Source organism: Vibrio sp. 1641, from assembly GCF_033339995.1.
Taxonomy (GTDB): Bacteria; Pseudomonadota; Gammaproteobacteria; order Enterobacterales; family Vibrionaceae; genus Vibrio; species Vibrio alginolyticus.
The window spans coordinates 568,020-585,679 of record NZ_JAWOVP010000001.1 but is presented as its reverse complement, the minus strand read 5'-3'; the positions used below and the strand labels follow the sequence as shown (position 1 = coordinate 585,679).

Here is a 17,660-nt window from a genome sequence, read left to right as displayed (position 1 = left end):
TTATGATCAATGCTATTATTCGTTGGTCACTGAGCAACCGATTCCTAGTGTTGGTCGCGACCTTAGCCCTTGTATTAGGCGGACTTTACAGTGTAAAGAATACGCCTGTTGATGCGATTCCGGATCTTTCTGATGTGCAAGTGATCATCAAGACAAGCTATCCGGGTCAAGCTCCTCAAGTCGTCGAGGATCAAGTTACTTACCCACTCACCACCGCCATGCTTGCCGTGCCGGGTGCTGAGACGGTTCGTGGCTACTCTTTCTTTGGTGACTCTTACGTTTATATCATTTTCAACGATGATACCGACATGTACTGGGCACGCTCACGCGTGTTGGAGTACTTAAGCCAAGTAGCACCAAAGCTGCCACCGAACGCAAAACCAACCCTAGGTCCTGATGCAACGGGCGTGGGCTGGGTTTACAGCTACGTATTACAAGACAAAACCGGCAAGCATGATTTGGCGGATCTTCGCAGCCTGCAAGACTGGTTCTTGAAGTACGAATTGCAAACCGTTGATGGCGTTTCTGAAGTCGCGACCGTGGGCGGTATGGTGAAGCAGTATCAAGTGCAGATTGATCCTGCCAAGCTACGTGCTTACAACCTCACTCTGCAACAAGTGAACATGGCAATCCAAAACGGTAACCAAGAAACTGGCGCGTCCGTTATCGAAGTGGCTGAAGCCGAACACATGGTTCGTACCACGGGTTACTTAACCAGCATTGAAGACATCAAATCACTGCCGCTAAAAGTCACCGAGAAAGGCACGCCGTTGCTATTAGGGGACATCGCAGACATTAACCTTGGCCCACAAATGCGCCGTGGTATCTCAGAGCTGAATGGCGAAGGTGAAGCGGTCGGCGGCGTTATCGTGATGCGCTTTGGTGAAAACGCCAGTGAAGTGATTGCGAAAGTTAAAGACAAACTCGCAGACTTACAACGCAGTCTACCAGAAGGCGTGGAAATTGTTGCAACCTACGACCGTTCTACCCTCATCGATTCAGCGGTAGAAAACCTATGGAAGAAGCTTGCAGAAGAGTTCATCGTCGTCGCGATTGTGTGTGCGTTGTTCCTGTTCCACATTCGTTCTTCGTTGGTTATCGCTCTGAGCCTACCGGTTGGTATTCTTAGTGCGTTTATCGTAATGCATTGGCAAGGCATCAACGCCAACATCATGTCTTTGGGTGGTATTGCGATTGCCATCGGTGCCATGGTGGATGGTGCAATCGTTATGATTGAAAACGTTCACAAGCACATTGAACGAACGCCATTGACCGACAAGAACCGCTGGCAAGTAATCGGCAAAGCCGCAGAAGAGGTCGGCGCACCGCTGTTCTTCTCGTTGTTGATCATTACTCTTAGCTTCGTACCAGTGTTCGCCTTAGAAGGCCAAGAAGGCAAGATGTTCTCGCCGCTTGCCTTCACTAAGACGTACGCCATGGCAGCGGCAGCAGGTTTGGCAATCACACTCGTCCCAGTACTCATGGGCTACTTCATTCGCGGTAAGGTGTTACCGGAACACAAAAACCCGGTTAACCGCGGCTTGGTCGCGCTGTATCGCCCGCTGTTGAACACCAGCTTAAAATACCCTAAGACCATGATTGTTATCGCATTAGGTCTAATGGCGTCGGCTTACTACCCAACCAGTAAACTGGGTAGCGAGTTCATCCCTCCGCTGGATGAAGGCGACTTGATGTACATGCCAACAACCTATCCGGGTATCTCAATTGGTAAAGCACGCGAGCTTCTACAACAAACCAACAAGCTGATCAAAACCGTTCCAGAAGTGAAAACCGTATGGGGCAAGATTGGCCGAGCTGAAACTGCAACCGATCCAGCGCCACTCACCATGATTGAAACCGTGATTCAGTTGAAGCCACGCGACCAATGGCGTGAAGGGGTAACAACCGAGTCACTGCGCAAAGAGTTCGACAAGTTGGTTCAGTTCCCTGGTCTTACTAACGCTTGGGTAATGCCGATCAAAACGCGTATCGACATGCTGGCAACGGGCATCAAAACCCCTATCGGCATTAAGATCGCCGGACCCGATCTGAAAGTGATTGAGAAGATCGGTTCTCAGTTGGAGCCAATTCTTAATGGCGTACAAGGCACGGCATCGGTTTACGCAGAACGTGTAGCAGGTGGTCGTTATGTCACGATCGACATTAAACGTCGTGCCGCTGCGCGTTATGGCTTAAGCATCAAAGACGTTCAGCAAGTGATCTCCACTGCGGTGGGTGGCATGAATGTGGGTGAAACCATCGAAGGCTTGGAGCGTTACCCAATCAACGTTCGTTACCCACAAGACTACCGTGATTCAGTGGTTAAACTGCAAAACCTACCGTTAGTGACACCAAATGGCGCTCGTATTGCGCTGGCTGATGTAGCGGACATTCGTTACGAAGACGGCCCTCCGATGATCAAGACGGAAAACGCGCGTCCAAACGGCTGGGTGTTTGTCGATATCGATGGTCGTGACCTTGGCTCTTACGTCGTGGAAGCACAGCAAGTCGTGGCCGATCAGTTGGAGCTTCCTGCGGGTTACTCGCTGGCTTGGTCTGGTCAATACGAATACATGGAACGTGCGAAAGATCGCTTGAGTGTCGTGGTGCCAATCACCATCGCCATCATTATGTTGCTGCTTTACTTCAGCTTCCGTCGTGTCGGCGAAGTGATGATCATCATGCTTACCCTACCGCTCGCTATGGTTGGTGGTTTGTGGCTCATGCATATCCTCAACTACAACTTCTCGATTGCTGTTGGGGTCGGCTTTATTGCCCTAGCAGGCGTCGCGGTTGAAATTGGGGTCATCATGCTCGTCTACCTCAACCAAGCATGGCACTACAAAAAGCTGGATGCGGAAGAGAGCCAACAGAAGCTTGAGGCGAAAGACCTAACCGATGCCATTCGTGAAGGTGCAGGCCTGCGTGTTCGCCCAGTAATGATGACGGTACTGACGGTCATTATTGGCCTTATTCCGATCATGTACGGCGAAGGTACAGGATCAGAAGTAATGCAACGTATCGCCGCACCAATGATTGGTGGTATGGCATCGGCACTGCTACTGACGCTGTTGGTGCTTCCAGCCATCTTCAAGCTGTGGAAACAACGTGAGTTACGCCAAAGCAATGCGACTAATCACCAAGCTAGTGATGTAAACAACAACGCTTAATCCCTACCTTCCCCTCAAACATGCCGTTTGGGGGGAAGCAACCAAGTTATTAATGAATTAAAACAAGGATATAAAAATGAAAAAGACACTAATCACTCTTGCTCTAGCCCTAACAACAACGACTGCGTTTGCCCAAATGGATCATTCAAACATGGACCATGGCAACATGAAGCATGAAAACATGGACCACGGCAGCATGAAGATGGACCACAGTAAAATGGACCATTCAAACATGATGGATATGCCGGGCATGTCGGCAGTAGGTATGCCAGCAAAAGGGGCAAAGCCAGACAAGGTGGTACACGTTATCTTGGGTGATGACATGACTATTAAGTTCAAAAAAGACGTTAAAATTGAGCCAAACGATGTGGTGCAATTTGTGGTCATGAACACCGGTAAGATCAACCACGAGTTCACAATCGGTTCGGCCAAAGAGCAGCTAGAACATCGCGAAATGATGAAGACGATGAGCGGCGATCACATGCATGACTCAGGCAACGCTGTTACGGTAGAACCGGGGAAAGCGAAGCAGTTGTTGTGGCATTTCCACGGTGACAACAACGTTGAGTTCGCGTGCAACATTCCGGGCCATGCAGAATCGGGCATGGTTAAAAAGATTGAACTGTAAGTAATTATCCAACTAGACAAAGGAGCTGATGATTCAGCTCCTTTTATTTCTGGATCAAACTATTCGTTAGCTCATGATAAGAAATTCTGAGCCAGTGTCTCTCGCTAAGATATTTTTGTGACCGAATCACCGACGTAATATATAAGCCAAACTACAGGCCTTGATAGCAACACTCTTCTCCCCATATTGAGACCGTTTAAGCGTATTGCAAAGAATCCTACATAAAATAGACATAGATTTAACAGTGTTTAGAGTATTGGCTCGTTATAGTTTACGTGACATCGCTACCGTGCGAACTAAAACTAAAATTGAAGAACACGATCCATGAAAAAGTTATTTTTGTTGGCTGGGCTAATGGTTTGCTCAACCCTAAGTTACGCGTCCCAACTGAATGAGGACATTTCTCTCCTCGAGCAACAAACCTCAAGCAGAATTGGGGTGTCAGTTTGGGATACCCAAGCAGACGAGCGTTGGGATTACCGTGGCGATGAACGCTTCCCACTCATGAGCACATTCAAAACCCTAGCTTGTGCCAAAATGCTAAGTGATATGGACAGCGGTAAGCTAAGTAAAAATGCGACCGCAAAAGTCGATGAGCGCAGTATCGTTGTATGGTCTCCAGTGATGGATAAGCTCGCAGGCCAAAACACACGCATAGAGCACGCGTGTGAAGCCGCTATGTTAATGAGTGATAATACCGCAGCCAACTTAGTATTAAATGAAATTGGCGGCCCTAAGGCCGTAACAATGTTTCTGCGAACAATTGGAGATAAAGCAACGCGCCTAGACAGAATAGAACCTCGCTTGAACGAAGCCACACCAGGCGACAGCCGCGACACAACCACACCTAACGCCATACTAAACACTCTTCGAACTTTGGTCGAAGGCGAAACGTTGTCTTATGAGTCTCGTGTACAATTAAAAATCTGGATGCAGGACAACAAAGTTTCAGACTCGTTAATGCGTTCTGTATTACCAACAGGTTGGTCTATTGCAGACCGTTCTGGTGCGGGAGGTCATGGTTCGCGTGGCATTAACGCGATTATATGGAAGGAAAATCATCGACCTGTTTACATTAGTATTTATGTCACAGAAACCGAGCTCTCACTTCAAGCTAGGGACCAGCTCGTTGCGCAGATAAGTCAGTTGATTTTACAAAAGTACAAAGACAATTAAGTCTCTACTCACCTGACCCCATTTGTATCCTTTTCTAGCCCTTCTCTTCCAGAAGGGCTCATTCTGTACTTCCATCTTAAAAACACCACTTATTGAGTAATGACTTACTTATAAATAGGTATAAGATTTACTTATTTAGGGTGAGTTAACGCCCACATTAAGCAACTAAATGCACACAAATGGCGATAATTAAACCATACTCTTACCAAGAAGCACATTTTCTACAAAATAGCTTCACGTAATTTATTGTTGGTATTTCCAACATTGCCAAGGAGATGTCTATTGAGACTTGAAAGAACTTTTAACCCTGATGACTTATCGATGCAAAACATGGAAAGTCCGATATGTATGCCGATAGGGTTTGTTCACTTTTTAGCTCAATCGGAAACACTACAGCAAGTACTTGATACGGTGGCAGAATGGATAAATCGTATATTTAATTCTGACCGTGCGAGTATCACACTTTATGAAAACAATGATCATTTAAAGGTCTACTCTTTCTCTGGTAGTAAAGCGATTCCCGCTGAATTTTTAGTGCCCATTCATCAAGCGTTTGTTGGCCGAGTGTTCAAAAAGCAACAACTGATGATCTGCGACGATGTTACGCAATCTGATGAGATCGATTGTGTGATGCTCGCATCCAATGGTATGGGGACGTGTATGGACGCGCCTTTAATGCACGGTAAAGTCTGCCTAGGAACGCTTAATGTTGCGCATCATCAAACGCACATTTACACAAACGAACAAGCGGCACAGCTTCAGTGCATCGCTAATTGGATTGCTTTAAACATTGCCCTTCATATACAGATTATGAAAATGGAACACCTCGCCACGACGGATGATCTAACAGGTATTCCAAACCGCAGAGAGTTCATGCGACAAATCGAAAGCCGCCTAAATGAATACCGAACCCTGGGCATTGACTTCCATGTTGCTATTTTAGATCTCGACAATTTTAAAAGCCTCAATGACCGATTTGGTCATGACGCAGGCGATAAATCACTGATCCATGCAGTCAATACTATTAAAAGTCATCTACTTGATTGTGACTTACTTGCCAGAGTTGGCGGTGAAGAGTTTGCCATCGTATTAAGAAGTCGCTCATCACAGCAAGCTCTAGACACATTAGAAACAATTCGTAATGCACTAGAAACGACGACCGTTCAACATTCAGGTTGTGATATGAGCTTCACCGCGAGTATTGGGGTAACTCAAGTCTGTCGTCTCGACGACTCATTTGAACCACTCGTTAAACGCGCCGACTTAGCACTTTACAAGGCAAAAGAAACCGGAAGAAATCGCGTTGAGTTTCATATTGGTGAAGAAAGGTAGAAAAAATAAAAAAAGGTAGCGACTCATTGCGCTACCTTTTATCGATTCTAACCCGCTTAAAATAACTAATACGAACTTTAAGCCAGTTAAAAATAAGAATGAGCAAATTTAATTATGCTTTCTTAAGATCTTTAGCTGGGTAAGTTAGTGTTTTTTCGCCTGCTTTTACATGTGTGTAAAAACCGCCACTGCTTAAACCTGTAACAACCATTTCGCCAAGATCGATACCTTTAGTCGCTACTACTACGTCACCGATTGAAAACATATTGAATACCTTGTTTGTTTAGATTAAGACACTAAGTCGTTGCGCGGTATTTAATACGATATTAGGCAAAGCACCTAATCGAGTTTTTTATCGTAAAGATTAATTTATATTTGTCGTGAACTCTAAGTTTCCACATTGAAAATCACAGGATATTTTCCAAAAAAAGATGCGCTATTCTTGTGAAATACGGTAATATTTTCTAGCATCAAGTGCGGAGGTATTCTCCGCCCTCATTGGAGAAAAATGATGAAGAAAGGCCTAAAAATGCGTGCATTAGAGCGTTCTGATTTGCGCTTTATTCATGAACTGAATAACAACCGAAATATCATGGCCTACTGGTTCGAAGAACCTTACGAGTCTTATGACGAGCTCGAAGAACTTTATCGAAAACATATACATGATGACGCTGAAAGGCGTTTTGTCGTCGAAGATGAAGACGGCATCGTAATTGGCTTAGTTGAGCTGATCGAGATTAACTACATTCACCGCAGCGCGGAATTTCAGATAATCATCGCCCCAGAGCATCAAGGCCGAGGTTATGCGACAGAAATGATTAATCGTGCGTTAGATTACTCATTCTCAATTCTTAATCTACGTAAAATCTACTTATTAGTCGCAGTGGATAACGAAGTCGCTATTCACTTATACAAAAAGTGCGGCTTTATCGAAGAAGGTCACCTTGTAGAAGAATACTTTATTAACGGCGCTTACAGCGATGTTAAGCGCATGTATATATTAAAACACCAGTACCAGAAAAAGATCGAAGAAAACAACTCAATTCACTAGTTCATTCTATCAAAGTAAAAACGCAGCTATTTGGGCTGCGTTTTTATTTATTCAAATTGATATTGATATGATAATACGATGCGCTTGTCTGCTTCATCCAAATAGGTGTTGTTGTCCATGACAAACGTCATTACGGTAAAAGAGTGGCGTTTGCTCACGAGGTAACCAAGACCAATACCACCAAAGAAGCCTTTGTAGTTCTCTCCTTCACTGTTTTCTGAGCCGTAAGTGCCTGCTGCGAAGCTGATTAACGTCAGCTCTTTGGTAAACGATTTCAGCGCAAATGCACCAACGTAACCGCTACTGCCTGAAGAGCTCATCATATTGAAGCCATTCTCTGCACTTGGAGTGCCCGTAAAGTTAGGCTCGCTACAGTGGCTACTTTCTGCACCGTCACAAACAGGAACATCACCAGTGTTGTACGTATAGCCTGCCATTGGGAAAATTTGGAAGCCTGCTGGCTCAATCCCGAAATAACTTAGCGGCATAAAGGTACCAACGCTGTAGTTGGTTTGATCCGCGCCATTTACGTATTCATTTTTACCGAAGTTGAAGTTCACGATACCGACCGGAAACAACCACGAGCCACCAATACGCCACTCGCTCGCATCATCATTGATACGCAGGTTGATTTTGCGCGCTTGGTCAAGCGCAAGTGAGCCCGAGAATGAGATGTTTTGATCATCAAAATCGTAGTTGTTTGCGTACGAGGCGCCAAATTTCGTGATGACTTTTGTTGGGTCATCCGCCAACTTGTTTTTATTGTCTTTTACTCGATGCTCGGCACCATGAGCCAGCGTACTGACCAACAAAGTCGTACACACTAACGCTAGTTTATTTTTCATTTTTTAGTCCTTTGAGATGTTGAATACCCGCACTTAGCTGCGCAGATACTTTTTGAATCATCACTCACTGGATGCGACAGAAGCGCCCTAACTACCTTAGATGGCATGACAGCATCCAGTGCAGGTAGTTAGGGTAGAATGGCCTGTAAGGAAGGCGTTTTAGCGATTAGGAATGATTAGTTTTTCCAGTTGTAGCTCATGCTCATGAAGTACAGAGCAGGCTCATCAAAGCCAGCTTGTAAGCGTGGCGTTTCTGACGATTCCATCAAGATCGCTTCAAACGCGAAACCAATTGAGTTTTCTGAATCCAATTTGTAATCAATGCCTGTACCAATGCGGTACGCCTTGCCAGTAGGAACGGTAATGTCACCGTTTGATTGGCTTTCATACATGCTGGTATCGAATGCAAAACCTGCATTCCACATCATTTTTTCATTCAGTTTGTACTGAGTACCCAATGCGATTTGGTAAGTGTCTTGTGTCTCTACATCGACCAATTCTGCAGCCTTAAGCGTGGTTGTGTATTCGCTCCAGTCTTGCCAGTTCACGTTCCACATCACCGCTAGGTCATCATTCACTTCATGGTAAGCACTGAAGATCAGTTGTTGCGGAGCAATGGAGTTGCTGTTGTCGAATTCAAATTCGGTTTCAGAAGAGTAAGACAGACCAAGACGAGTGCCTGGTGTTGCCTCATAAAGCACACCTACTCGACCGTTGACCTGAGTATCTTGGTCTTCGTCATTGAAGTTCAGGGCTCCCTTCGTTTCCACTTCATACATACCGTACTGAATGCCAAGCGCCGCACCCACAGACCAGTGATCATTGATGCGGTAAGAAGCGGAAGGTTGAATGGTCAACGCTTGTGTCGTTGCTGTAGGAATATCTAAATGATTATTCAAAAGACCTTCGTACTCGAGGCCAAGGCCGTAGTTGCCATACAGACCAATACCCAGCGTCCATTTGTCGTTCACTTGTTGGCTGTAAAATGCCGACGCCATAGGAACAAAACCAATCACGTTGCCCGCATCGCTAGTCATCGTGTCTAGTTGCGCGTCACCGTAAAGGCCAATCAGGTTACCAGAGAAAGATTTACCAGAAACATTCGCCAGACCAGCCGGGTTTGCTGCCATTACTGAGGCATCTTGCGCACGAGCCGCCATACCAGCGGATGCCAAACCAATATCCGATGCTGTAGTTTCATAAAGGTATAACCCACCCGCTTGCGCAGCAGCACACGTCAGTAGAGAGCTCGCTACGACGATTTTTGAAAGATTTTTCATGCTAAAACCTATTATTGTTAGGGGAACCCACGCTGCGACGGTGGTTGTATATCAATGAAAGGCATTGGCCAATCGCACACAGCGTGGGGGTGTTGTGGAGTCAGTCAGTTAAAATCAGCGTTATTGCTCGCTCACCTCAAGTTCAGTGGGTTTCTTTCGCTTAAACTTCTCGCGCAGAGATTGCATCATCACGAAGAACACTGGCGTCAGTAACGTGCCAACAAACGTAGAGAGAATCATGCCGCCGAATACCGCAAAGCCCAGTGAGTGACGAGATGCCGCACCGGCACCCGATGCAATCACCAACGGGAATACCCCCCAGATGAAGGCGAATGCGGTCATCTGTACTGCACGGAAACGGATTCGAGCAGCTTCTTTGGCAGCATCAATGATGGATAAGCCCTTTTCTTCTCGCAGAACTTTGGCAAATTCCACAATAAGAATCGCCACTTTGGCGGACATACCGATCAAGATGACCACACCAATCTGAACGTACAAATCGAACGGTTGTCCTACCAGCAGTAGCGTTCCCATTGCGCCGAGAATCGCGACTGGAACCGCCATCATTACCGCAGCAGGAATGGTCCAACTTTCGTACTGGGCCACCAAGAACAAGTAGGTGAACAGCAAAGACAATGCGAACGCGATTGGTGCCATGTTGCCTGCTTTCATCTCTTGGTAAGTCATGCCTGACCACTCGTATGAGTAACCACTTGGCAAAGATTCCGCAGCCAGTTTTTCAATGGCTTTTACAACATCACCCGAGCTGTAACCTGGCGCTGGCGCACCGTTCACGGTTGCAGAACTGAACATGTTGTAGTTCGACAAGGTATCAGGGCCAAAGATCGGCTTCACTTTCACTAGTGTTGCCAGTGACACCATTTTTCCAGAGCTTGAGCGAACAAACAGATGGTTGATGTCGTCGATGTTGTCACGGTATTGCTCTTCTGCTTGCACTTTCACTTGGTACGAACGACCAAACAAGTTGAAGTCAGAAATGTAGGCACCGCCCAACTGTGCTTGCAGTGTGCTGAAGATTTCATTCAACGGTACGCCCATCGAAATCGCTTTATCGCGATCAATATCGATGTAACGTTGCGGAATATTCGCACGGAAAATCGAGAACGCACGTGCCACTTCAGGCAGTTGGTTGATTTGGGCAACAAAATCAGCGGTTGTTTTTGCCAACTCTTGTGGAGAACGGCCCAAGTTGTCCTGCAGCACAAGGTTGAAACCATCCACCGCACCCATACCTTTGATTGCCGGCGTCGCGAAAACGAACGAAGCGGCATCTGGCGTTGAGTTCAGCATTTGGTTAACTTTATTCATCAATGCGCGTTGGTGTAGTTCAGGGTCTTTACGTTTGCTCCAGTTATCCAGTTTGATGATCAACATGCCCGAGTTTGGAATCGACGCCATGTTAATTACCGAGAAGCCCGCAACCGAAACCACGTTCTCCACACCTTCCATCTGTTTTAGCTCATCAACGTACTTCTTCATTAATGGTGCAGTACGCTGCAGTGCTGCAGCGTCTGGCAAACGCATTTCGACCATGAACACGCCTTTGTCTTCGTTCGGAACGAAAGAAGAAGGTACGGTCATGAACGCAAATGCCAGCACCGCAATAAGCGCGCCATACACACCGATACTCAGCACAATACGACGGCTCAAGAAGCCAACTAAACCTTGGTATTTACGTGTTATTGCTTCAAAACCGCGGTTAAACGCACGCAAAGGCGCAATAGGTTGCGAGTGAGTAGATTTCAACATCAACGCACAAAGCGCTGGCGTTAACGTTAATGCGTTGATCGCAGAGATCAGCACCGACACACAGATGGTGACTGCGAACTGGTTGAACATTCGACCGGAAATACCCGGCAATAGCGCAACCGGTACGAATACCGCCAACAAAATAAGCGTTGTTGCCAATACTGGCCCCGTCACTTCTTTCATAGCTTGGATCGTGGCCGGAATCGGGTCTAAATGCTCTTCATGGATAACCCGCTCCACGTTCTCTACCACGATGATCGCATCGTCCACCACGATACCGATGGCGAGGATCAAGCCAAACAACGAGATCGTGTTAATGGTCATGCCCATCACGCCCATGATTGCGAACGTCGCAATGATGGAAACCGGAATCGCTAAGGTTGGAATGATGGTCGCTCGCCAGTTCTGCAAGAAAACGTACACAACGAAGGTGACAAGAAGTACCGCAATCACCAGCGTCTCGTAAACTTCATCAATCGACGTCTCTACGTATTCAGTAGAGTCATAAGCGATGTCATAGACCAAATCATCAGGAAACGATTTTTCGTACTCTGTCATGGCCTCTTTCACGCGTTCCATCACGTCTAGCGCGTTCGCGGTCGGTAACTGGTACAAGGCCAGAACGGCGGCTGGTTCGTTATTCATACGACCATCAGCTTCGTAACCTTGTGCACCAACTTCCACACGAGCCACATCTTTCAAGCGAATCAAAGAACCTTTCTTGCTCGCACGAATGATGATGTTCTCGAACTCTTCCGCAGAAGTGAGTCGACCTTTAGTTTGCAAAACATATTGATATTGCTGATCATCTGGAGCTGGCATACCACCGATCTTACCCGCCGCCACTTGGATGTTTTGCGTTTTAATTGCGCCAATAACGTCGCTAGCAGAAAGCTTCAAGGTAGCCAGTTTATTTGGGTTCAACCAAATTCGCATTGAGTAGTCTTTCTTACCCAGAAGCGTAATGTCACTCATACCTTCGATACGTTTTAGACGCTCGACAATATTGAGATCCGCGTAGTTAGAAAGGTAGATACTGTCGTGAGACTGTTTCGGAGAACGCAGTGTGATAACGCCCAGCATGTCGGAAGATTTCTTCTTAACCGTCACACCGATTTGGTTTACTTCTTGTGGTAGAGACGACGTCGCCTGTGCCACCAAGTTGTTCACACGAACCTGCGCCATATCGCCATCTGCGCCCACTCGGAAGTAAATACGCAATGTGTATGAGCCATCGTTACCAATCACAGAAGACATGTAAATCATGTCTTCAACGCCGTTGACTTTGGCTTCTATCGGTTGTGCTACGGTCTTTTTAACCACGTCCGCGTTTGCACCCGGATACATGGTGCTCACCGTAATTACCGTTGGAGAGATTTGAGGATACTCAGAAATTGGCAAGACTTTCAGGGCGATCATACCCATCAATGTCATCGCCAGTGAGATCACCAAAGCAAACTTCGGCCGGTGAATGAAAAATTTACTTAACATCAGTACTCACTCAGCCTTGTTCACTCTGTAGCTCAACGTCTTTCACCGTTGCACCCGGACGCACTTTTTGTAGACCATTGACGATGACTTTTTCGTTAGCCGCCAAACCAGTCAGCACAGCACGTTTCACACCGTAGGTCTGACCGAGTTCAACGTTACGACGAGACACCACGTGATCATCACCAACCACCATGACGTAGTCACCCGCTTGGTCTTGTTGAACAGCCGCCGATGGGATAAGCAAACCATCAATGGTTTTGTTGCGCAGCTTGATGGTCAAGTTGCCATATTCACCCGGCATAAGCGCGTAAGTTGGATTATCGAATTGTGCTTCTGCTCGAATTGAGCCTGTTTCTAAATCGATCTTATTGCCAACGGCGTAGATCTTGCCATCAAGCGGATACAATGAACCGTCTGAAAGCGTCAGTGTTAAATCAACATCCAGTTTGTCATCGTTACGATGAGCTACATCAATCGCACTTCTTACGCGGCGGTAGAGCTTCTCATCCACATCAAAGCCAAAGTGAATTGGGTCTACTTGAGTGATCGAAACAAGAGGAACGAGTTGAATTTTCGAAATACGGTCACCCACTCGGAAGTTGCTGAAACCCACGCGACCAGAGAAAGGAGCACGCACAGAGCTAAATTCAAGATCGAGCCTTGCTGAAACCAGCGTCGCCTTCGCCTCTTCTACCGAAGCAATCGCTGCGGCTTGCGCGGCAATGGCGTCATCGTATTGCTGCTCACTGATGCTTTTATCTTTGATGAGTTTCTTCACACGTTCTGCATCACGCGTAGTTTGAACGAGTTGCGCTTTTGCTTTTTGCAACGACGCTTTTGCATACGCCAGTGCCGCTTTGTAAGGACGGTCGTCGATTTCAAACAACAATTGGCCTTTTTCGACCATATCGCCATCTTTAAAATGAATCGCGGTTAATTCGCCACCGACTCGCGGCATAATATCAACGTCATTTACCGCTTCAGTTCGACCGATAAAATTATGATAAGGAGTGATTTTTGTTTCGGTTAGGGTAACGGTTTCAACAGAGGGTGCTTGGGCTGTTTTCGTTACGATATCGCCAGTTTTGCATCCTGATAGTAATGCAGAAGATATAGCAATAGATACCAACGCAAATTTATATTTGGCTTTCATGATAAACCTACTTTATGTAGAAAGTGCTTTGGCCTAAATATTTAAATATATGGATAAACACACTTTCCATTCTGGAAATAAACGAGGGAGTTAGAATTGGTAGTTAAATTCGATGCGGTGATCACCATCACCGAAATTAACGTGCTCATTCCAGTTTGCAAAGTAACGAATATTTGCGCGAGGATTAATTTGATAAGACAACGCAAACTCATGAGTCAAGATATTATCTTCACCCGCATAATAAGTATCTTTATATTGACTAGACCCTGACAACGTATGCATATACATTGGGTTGTAGTTAATCCAGATTTTATCGGTTAATTCAATTTTTGTGTACATACCCACAACAGTGAAAGTACCTGGAATTTCATAACCTTTGTCATCACCACTAAAATCATTAGCAATAGTGACACCCGCACCAGCTAAAGGAAATAGCTGCAACATACCAAACTTAGGTAGACCTTGAATAAAGCTATAAGATGCATCTAATTTATCGTTATCAACGTCGTAGTTTACATCTAATTGACGGCCTAGACCTTTTGCGACTTCTACTTGGAAATTACGTAGTCGGAAAGAGTCAATGCTGTCATCAACGTTGGCATATATTGGATCGTCATTGTCGCGAATGCCAAATAGCTCACCACCAATGCCTTTCATTTCAATGATGTTCATCGCCATGGTACCAGGCTGGCTAGATTGGTAAGTTTGACCGATTTTGATGTTCGCACCTTTATCAGTAATACCAAAGCCAGCTTGGGTGTATACCGCAAGTGGGTCAGACATATCTTGAAGTTCTTCGTTATTGTTTGTCTGCGCATAGGCAGAAGACGCGAGTTGTAGGGCTGCAACCACAATGGCAACAGACGGTTTCACTAAATTCATAAAACTGTATCCATTTTAATGATTATAAAATTATTCACGTCATGAGGTCATCATAAATAGCAAGCAACACAACTCGCTTTGGATAACATAAATTATCAAAGCAAATTCAATAATGACGAAACATTCGACGTTTTAATTAAAATAAAATAAAGCATCGTAAAAGTTCAATCACCGCTACTTATATCTTATATAACTTGAAATTTGGTAATAACAATGAAGAAGGAAATATTAAAACTTATGAAAATTCAATTATCATTAGAACGAATGATTAATTAATTTTACCATATAAATAGAGAGTGCAATGGATTTAGGTGATCGCGATCAATGTTTCATTTCGACCGTACAACACTCTTCAGATTAATTAGAACATTATAATAATTTAAAAAACCTTAGTTTGATTAGCCTAGCATCAGATTAGAATAGTAGGCCTATAATAAATAAAAGGGAATCACTCTCTGTGATTCCCTTTTATTATCGAGCGATAAAGCGCCGATGCGTTTCGATAACTAAAACGCAAACAATTCGCACTATTGCAGTTTCTCTATTCCCATATTGAACAGTGCAAAACTATAAATATCTGCATTTGTCTCAATTATTTTACGCGTTGGTGTGCCTGCACCATGTCCTGCATTGGTTTCGATGCGAATTAAGGTCGGATTTGAACCCGCTTGCTTCGATTGCAACTCAGCAGCAAATTTGTATGAGTGAGCAGGAACAACACGGTCATCATGATCACCCGTTGTAATCAATGTTGCTGGGTATTCCACCCCTGCTTTTACATTGTGTACCGGCGAATAACTTTTCAGATATTGGAATATCTCTTTACTTTGCTCTGCCGTGCCGTAGTCATACGCCCAACCAGCACCTGCGGTAAAAGTATGGTAACGCAGCATATCCAGTACGCCGACTGCTGGCAGCGCCACTTTAAACAGCTCTGGACGTTGCGTCATAACGGCCCCTACTAACAAGCCACCATTCGATCCACCGTTAATGGCTAACTTGTTTGATGACGTTACCTTTTCATCAATTAGGAATTCAGCCGCAGCAATAAAGTCATCAAACACATTTTGCTTTTGCATTTGAATGCCAGCGTTGTGCCATTCTTTGCCATATTCCCCACCACCACGAATGTTCGCTACCGCGTAAACACCACCAAGCTCTAACCAAGCCGCACGTGTCGGGCTAAAAGATGGCGTGAGGCTAATGTTGAAACCGCCATAACCATATAGGATGGTTGGTGCACTGCCGTCCATCGGTGTCCCTTTTTTATAGGTGATGATCATCGGCACTTTTGTTCCGTCTTTTGAGGTGTAAAACACCTGGCGAGATTCATACAAAACAGGGTCAAATGGCGCTTTAGATTTGTAGTACACCTCGCTATCACCATCTTTGATGTTCAGACGATAGGTAGTGCTTGGCATCTTGTAGTTGGTGAAAGAGTAGTAGACTTCGGTTTCTTCTTTTTTCCCCGAGAAACCGTATGCGCTGCCAATATCAGGCAATTTGATTTCTCGGATGAGTTTGCCGTTCATGTCGTATTGCTTCACCATCGAGATCGCATCAACAATATAGCTCGCAAACAAATTGCCACCCGCGGTAGAAACACGTAACACGTTCTTTGTTTCAGGAATCAAATCTTTCCAGTTTTTGGGCTGCGGCTGACTTGCATCCACCGTCACGACGCGTTTGTTCGGCGCATTAAGGTTCGTAACCAAGTACAGTTTCGTGCCTTGGTTGTCTATCACCCAAGTATCAGAACTGGTGTTATCTAAAATGGTTTTCAGCGGGCTATTTGGCTTACTCAGGTCTTTGAAGAACAGTTTGTTGCCCGACGTCGATACGCTGGCTGAGATAAACAAGTAGCGTTCATCTTCCGACGTGTAACCCCCAACGTAGCGATACTTTTCGTCCTTTACACCACCGAAAATTAATTGGTCTTCACTTTGTTTCGTCCCTAGTTTATGAAAGTAGAGCTTGTGTTGGTCTGTCTTCGCGGAAAGTTCACTCCCTTTTGGCTTGTCATAACTTGAGTAATAGAAGCCTTGATTGCCGAGCCAACTGATGCCACTGAACTTAATATCCACCAGCGTTTCACCGACGGGCTTTTTGGTTTCTGTGTCTAACACAATGACTTTGCGCCAATCGCTACCGCCTTCCGAAATGCTGTATGCAACCAAAGATCCATCTCGTGAAAAGCTCACTCCCGCTAACGATGTGGTGCCATCTTCACTAAAAGTATTTGGATCGAGGAAAATTTCTGCTTCGCCATCACCTAACTGCCGATAAAGCACATCTTGGTTCTGTAACCCGTCATTTTTGTAGAAGTAAGTGAACTTACCCTCTTTGAACGGTTGGCTTTGCTTTTCGTAGTCCATGAGCTTAGTGATGCGCTCTTCAATCTGCTCGCGGTAAGGGATTTTCGACAGATAATCAAACGTCACTGCATTTTGTGCCTTAACCCATTCTGCGGTTTCTGGGCTGAGATCGTCTTCCAACCAGCGATAAGGATCACTCACTTTTGTACCAAAGTAGTCATCGACAACATCCACTTTTTGTGTGGTTGGATACGTGATGGTTTTCGGGGTTACCTGTTCAACCGACGATTGCGCCGCTTCATTTGCATACGCCACAGACAACACACTTCCGAGTGCGAGAGCCGTTGTGAGTGCTAGGGTGTTCTTTTTCATGAAATTCCTTTTTATTTTTCTGTTGTCTTTTTGTGCAATACATCAGAACTCTACTATATATCGACAAAATGAATCTAATTTCATTAAACGAGTTGTGAAAGCCATCCTAACTCCCTCATTTCCTTCCAGTTCTACAAACTAGTAAGTGGAAGTGTAGAACTTGGGAACAATACTGAAGAGCTACGATGACGTTTA

12 protein-coding genes are annotated in these 17,660 nt (G+C 45.3%); 5 read left to right on the top strand and 7 right to left on the bottom strand.

All coding sequences use genetic code 11. The features are described from left to right. Nucleotides 1–2: 2 nt before the first annotated feature. The 4 genes from R7Z47_RS02630 to R7Z47_RS02615 all read left to right on the top strand — a co-directional run bounded on the left by R7Z47_RS02630 (nucleotide 3) and on the right by R7Z47_RS02615 (nucleotide 6,306). Entirely contained in the window at nucleotides 3–3,170 is a 3,168-nt protein-coding gene (locus tag R7Z47_RS02630; RefSeq protein WP_171344139.1) for an efflux RND transporter permease subunit, read from the top strand. Between the two features lie 76 nt (nucleotides 3,171–3,246). Next, nucleotides 3,247–3,798, top strand: a complete 552-nt coding sequence (copI, locus tag R7Z47_RS02625) for a copper-resistant cuproprotein CopI (RefSeq protein WP_318129801.1) — start codon at nucleotides 3,247–3,249, stop codon at nucleotides 3,796–3,798. A gap of 324 nt (nucleotides 3,799–4,122) precedes the next feature. Then, nucleotides 4,123–4,974: a carbenicillin-hydrolyzing class A beta-lactamase CARB-42 gene (locus R7Z47_RS02620; RefSeq protein ID WP_005375420.1), complete on the top strand. Its 852-nt coding sequence runs from the start codon at nucleotides 4,123–4,125 to the stop codon at nucleotides 4,972–4,974. Between the two features lie 282 nt (nucleotides 4,975–5,256). Beyond that, nucleotides 5,257–6,306, top strand: a complete 1,050-nt coding sequence (locus R7Z47_RS02615) for a sensor domain-containing diguanylate cyclase (RefSeq protein ID WP_025998663.1) — start codon at nucleotides 5,257–5,259, stop codon at nucleotides 6,304–6,306. Nucleotides 6,307–6,418: 112 nt separating this feature from the next. Here the strand turns inward: R7Z47_RS02615 and R7Z47_RS02610 are convergent, their stop codons facing one another. After that, nucleotides 6,419–6,571 carry a hypothetical protein gene (locus R7Z47_RS02610; protein ID WP_005375418.1) on the bottom strand — a complete coding sequence of 51 codons (153 nt, stop codon included), beginning with the start codon at nucleotides 6,569–6,571 and terminating at the stop codon, nucleotides 6,419–6,421. Nucleotides 6,572–6,817: 246 nt separating this feature from the next. On the opposite strand from R7Z47_RS02610, the gene speG reads away from it, so the two are divergent. Further along, a complete protein-coding gene (gene speG / locus R7Z47_RS02605; protein WP_005375417.1) occupies nucleotides 6,818–7,357 on the top strand; it encodes a spermidine N1-acetyltransferase in 540 nt (179 codons plus the stop codon). Nucleotides 7,358–7,404: 47 nt separating this feature from the next. Here the strand turns inward: speG and R7Z47_RS02600 are convergent, their stop codons facing one another. The 6 genes from R7Z47_RS02600 to R7Z47_RS02575 all read right to left on the bottom strand — a co-directional run bounded on the left by R7Z47_RS02600 (nucleotide 7,405) and on the right by R7Z47_RS02575 (nucleotide 17,465). Further along, nucleotides 7,405–8,202, bottom strand: a complete 798-nt coding sequence (locus tag R7Z47_RS02600) for a hypothetical protein (protein ID WP_053350521.1) — start codon at nucleotides 8,200–8,202, stop codon at nucleotides 7,405–7,407. 176 nt (nucleotides 8,203–8,378) lie between these two features. Continuing rightward, a complete protein-coding gene (locus tag R7Z47_RS02595) occupies nucleotides 8,379–9,482 on the bottom strand; it encodes an OmpP1/FadL family transporter (protein WP_053350522.1) in 1,104 nt (367 codons plus the stop codon). A 120-nt stretch (nucleotides 9,483–9,602) separates the two neighbouring features. After that, nucleotides 9,603–12,743, bottom strand: a complete 3,141-nt coding sequence (vmeQ, locus tag R7Z47_RS02590; protein ID WP_170893349.1) for an efflux RND transporter permease subunit VmeQ — start codon at nucleotides 12,741–12,743, stop codon at nucleotides 9,603–9,605. Nucleotides 12,744–12,753: 10 nt separating this feature from the next. Then, a complete protein-coding gene (gene vmeP, locus R7Z47_RS02585; protein WP_005385108.1) occupies nucleotides 12,754–13,896 on the bottom strand; it encodes an efflux RND transporter periplasmic adaptor subunit VmeP in 1,143 nt (380 codons plus the stop codon). Between the two features lie 90 nt (nucleotides 13,897–13,986). Continuing rightward, complete coding sequence (locus R7Z47_RS02580; RefSeq protein ID WP_262606521.1) at nucleotides 13,987–14,778, bottom strand: hypothetical protein; 792 nt, start codon at nucleotides 14,776–14,778, stop codon at nucleotides 13,987–13,989. Nucleotides 14,779–15,305: 527 nt separating this feature from the next. Continuing rightward, complete coding sequence (locus tag R7Z47_RS02575) at nucleotides 15,306–17,465, bottom strand: prolyl oligopeptidase family serine peptidase (protein WP_258480878.1); 2,160 nt, start codon at nucleotides 17,463–17,465, stop codon at nucleotides 15,306–15,308. Nucleotides 17,466–17,660: the final 195 nt, after the last annotated feature.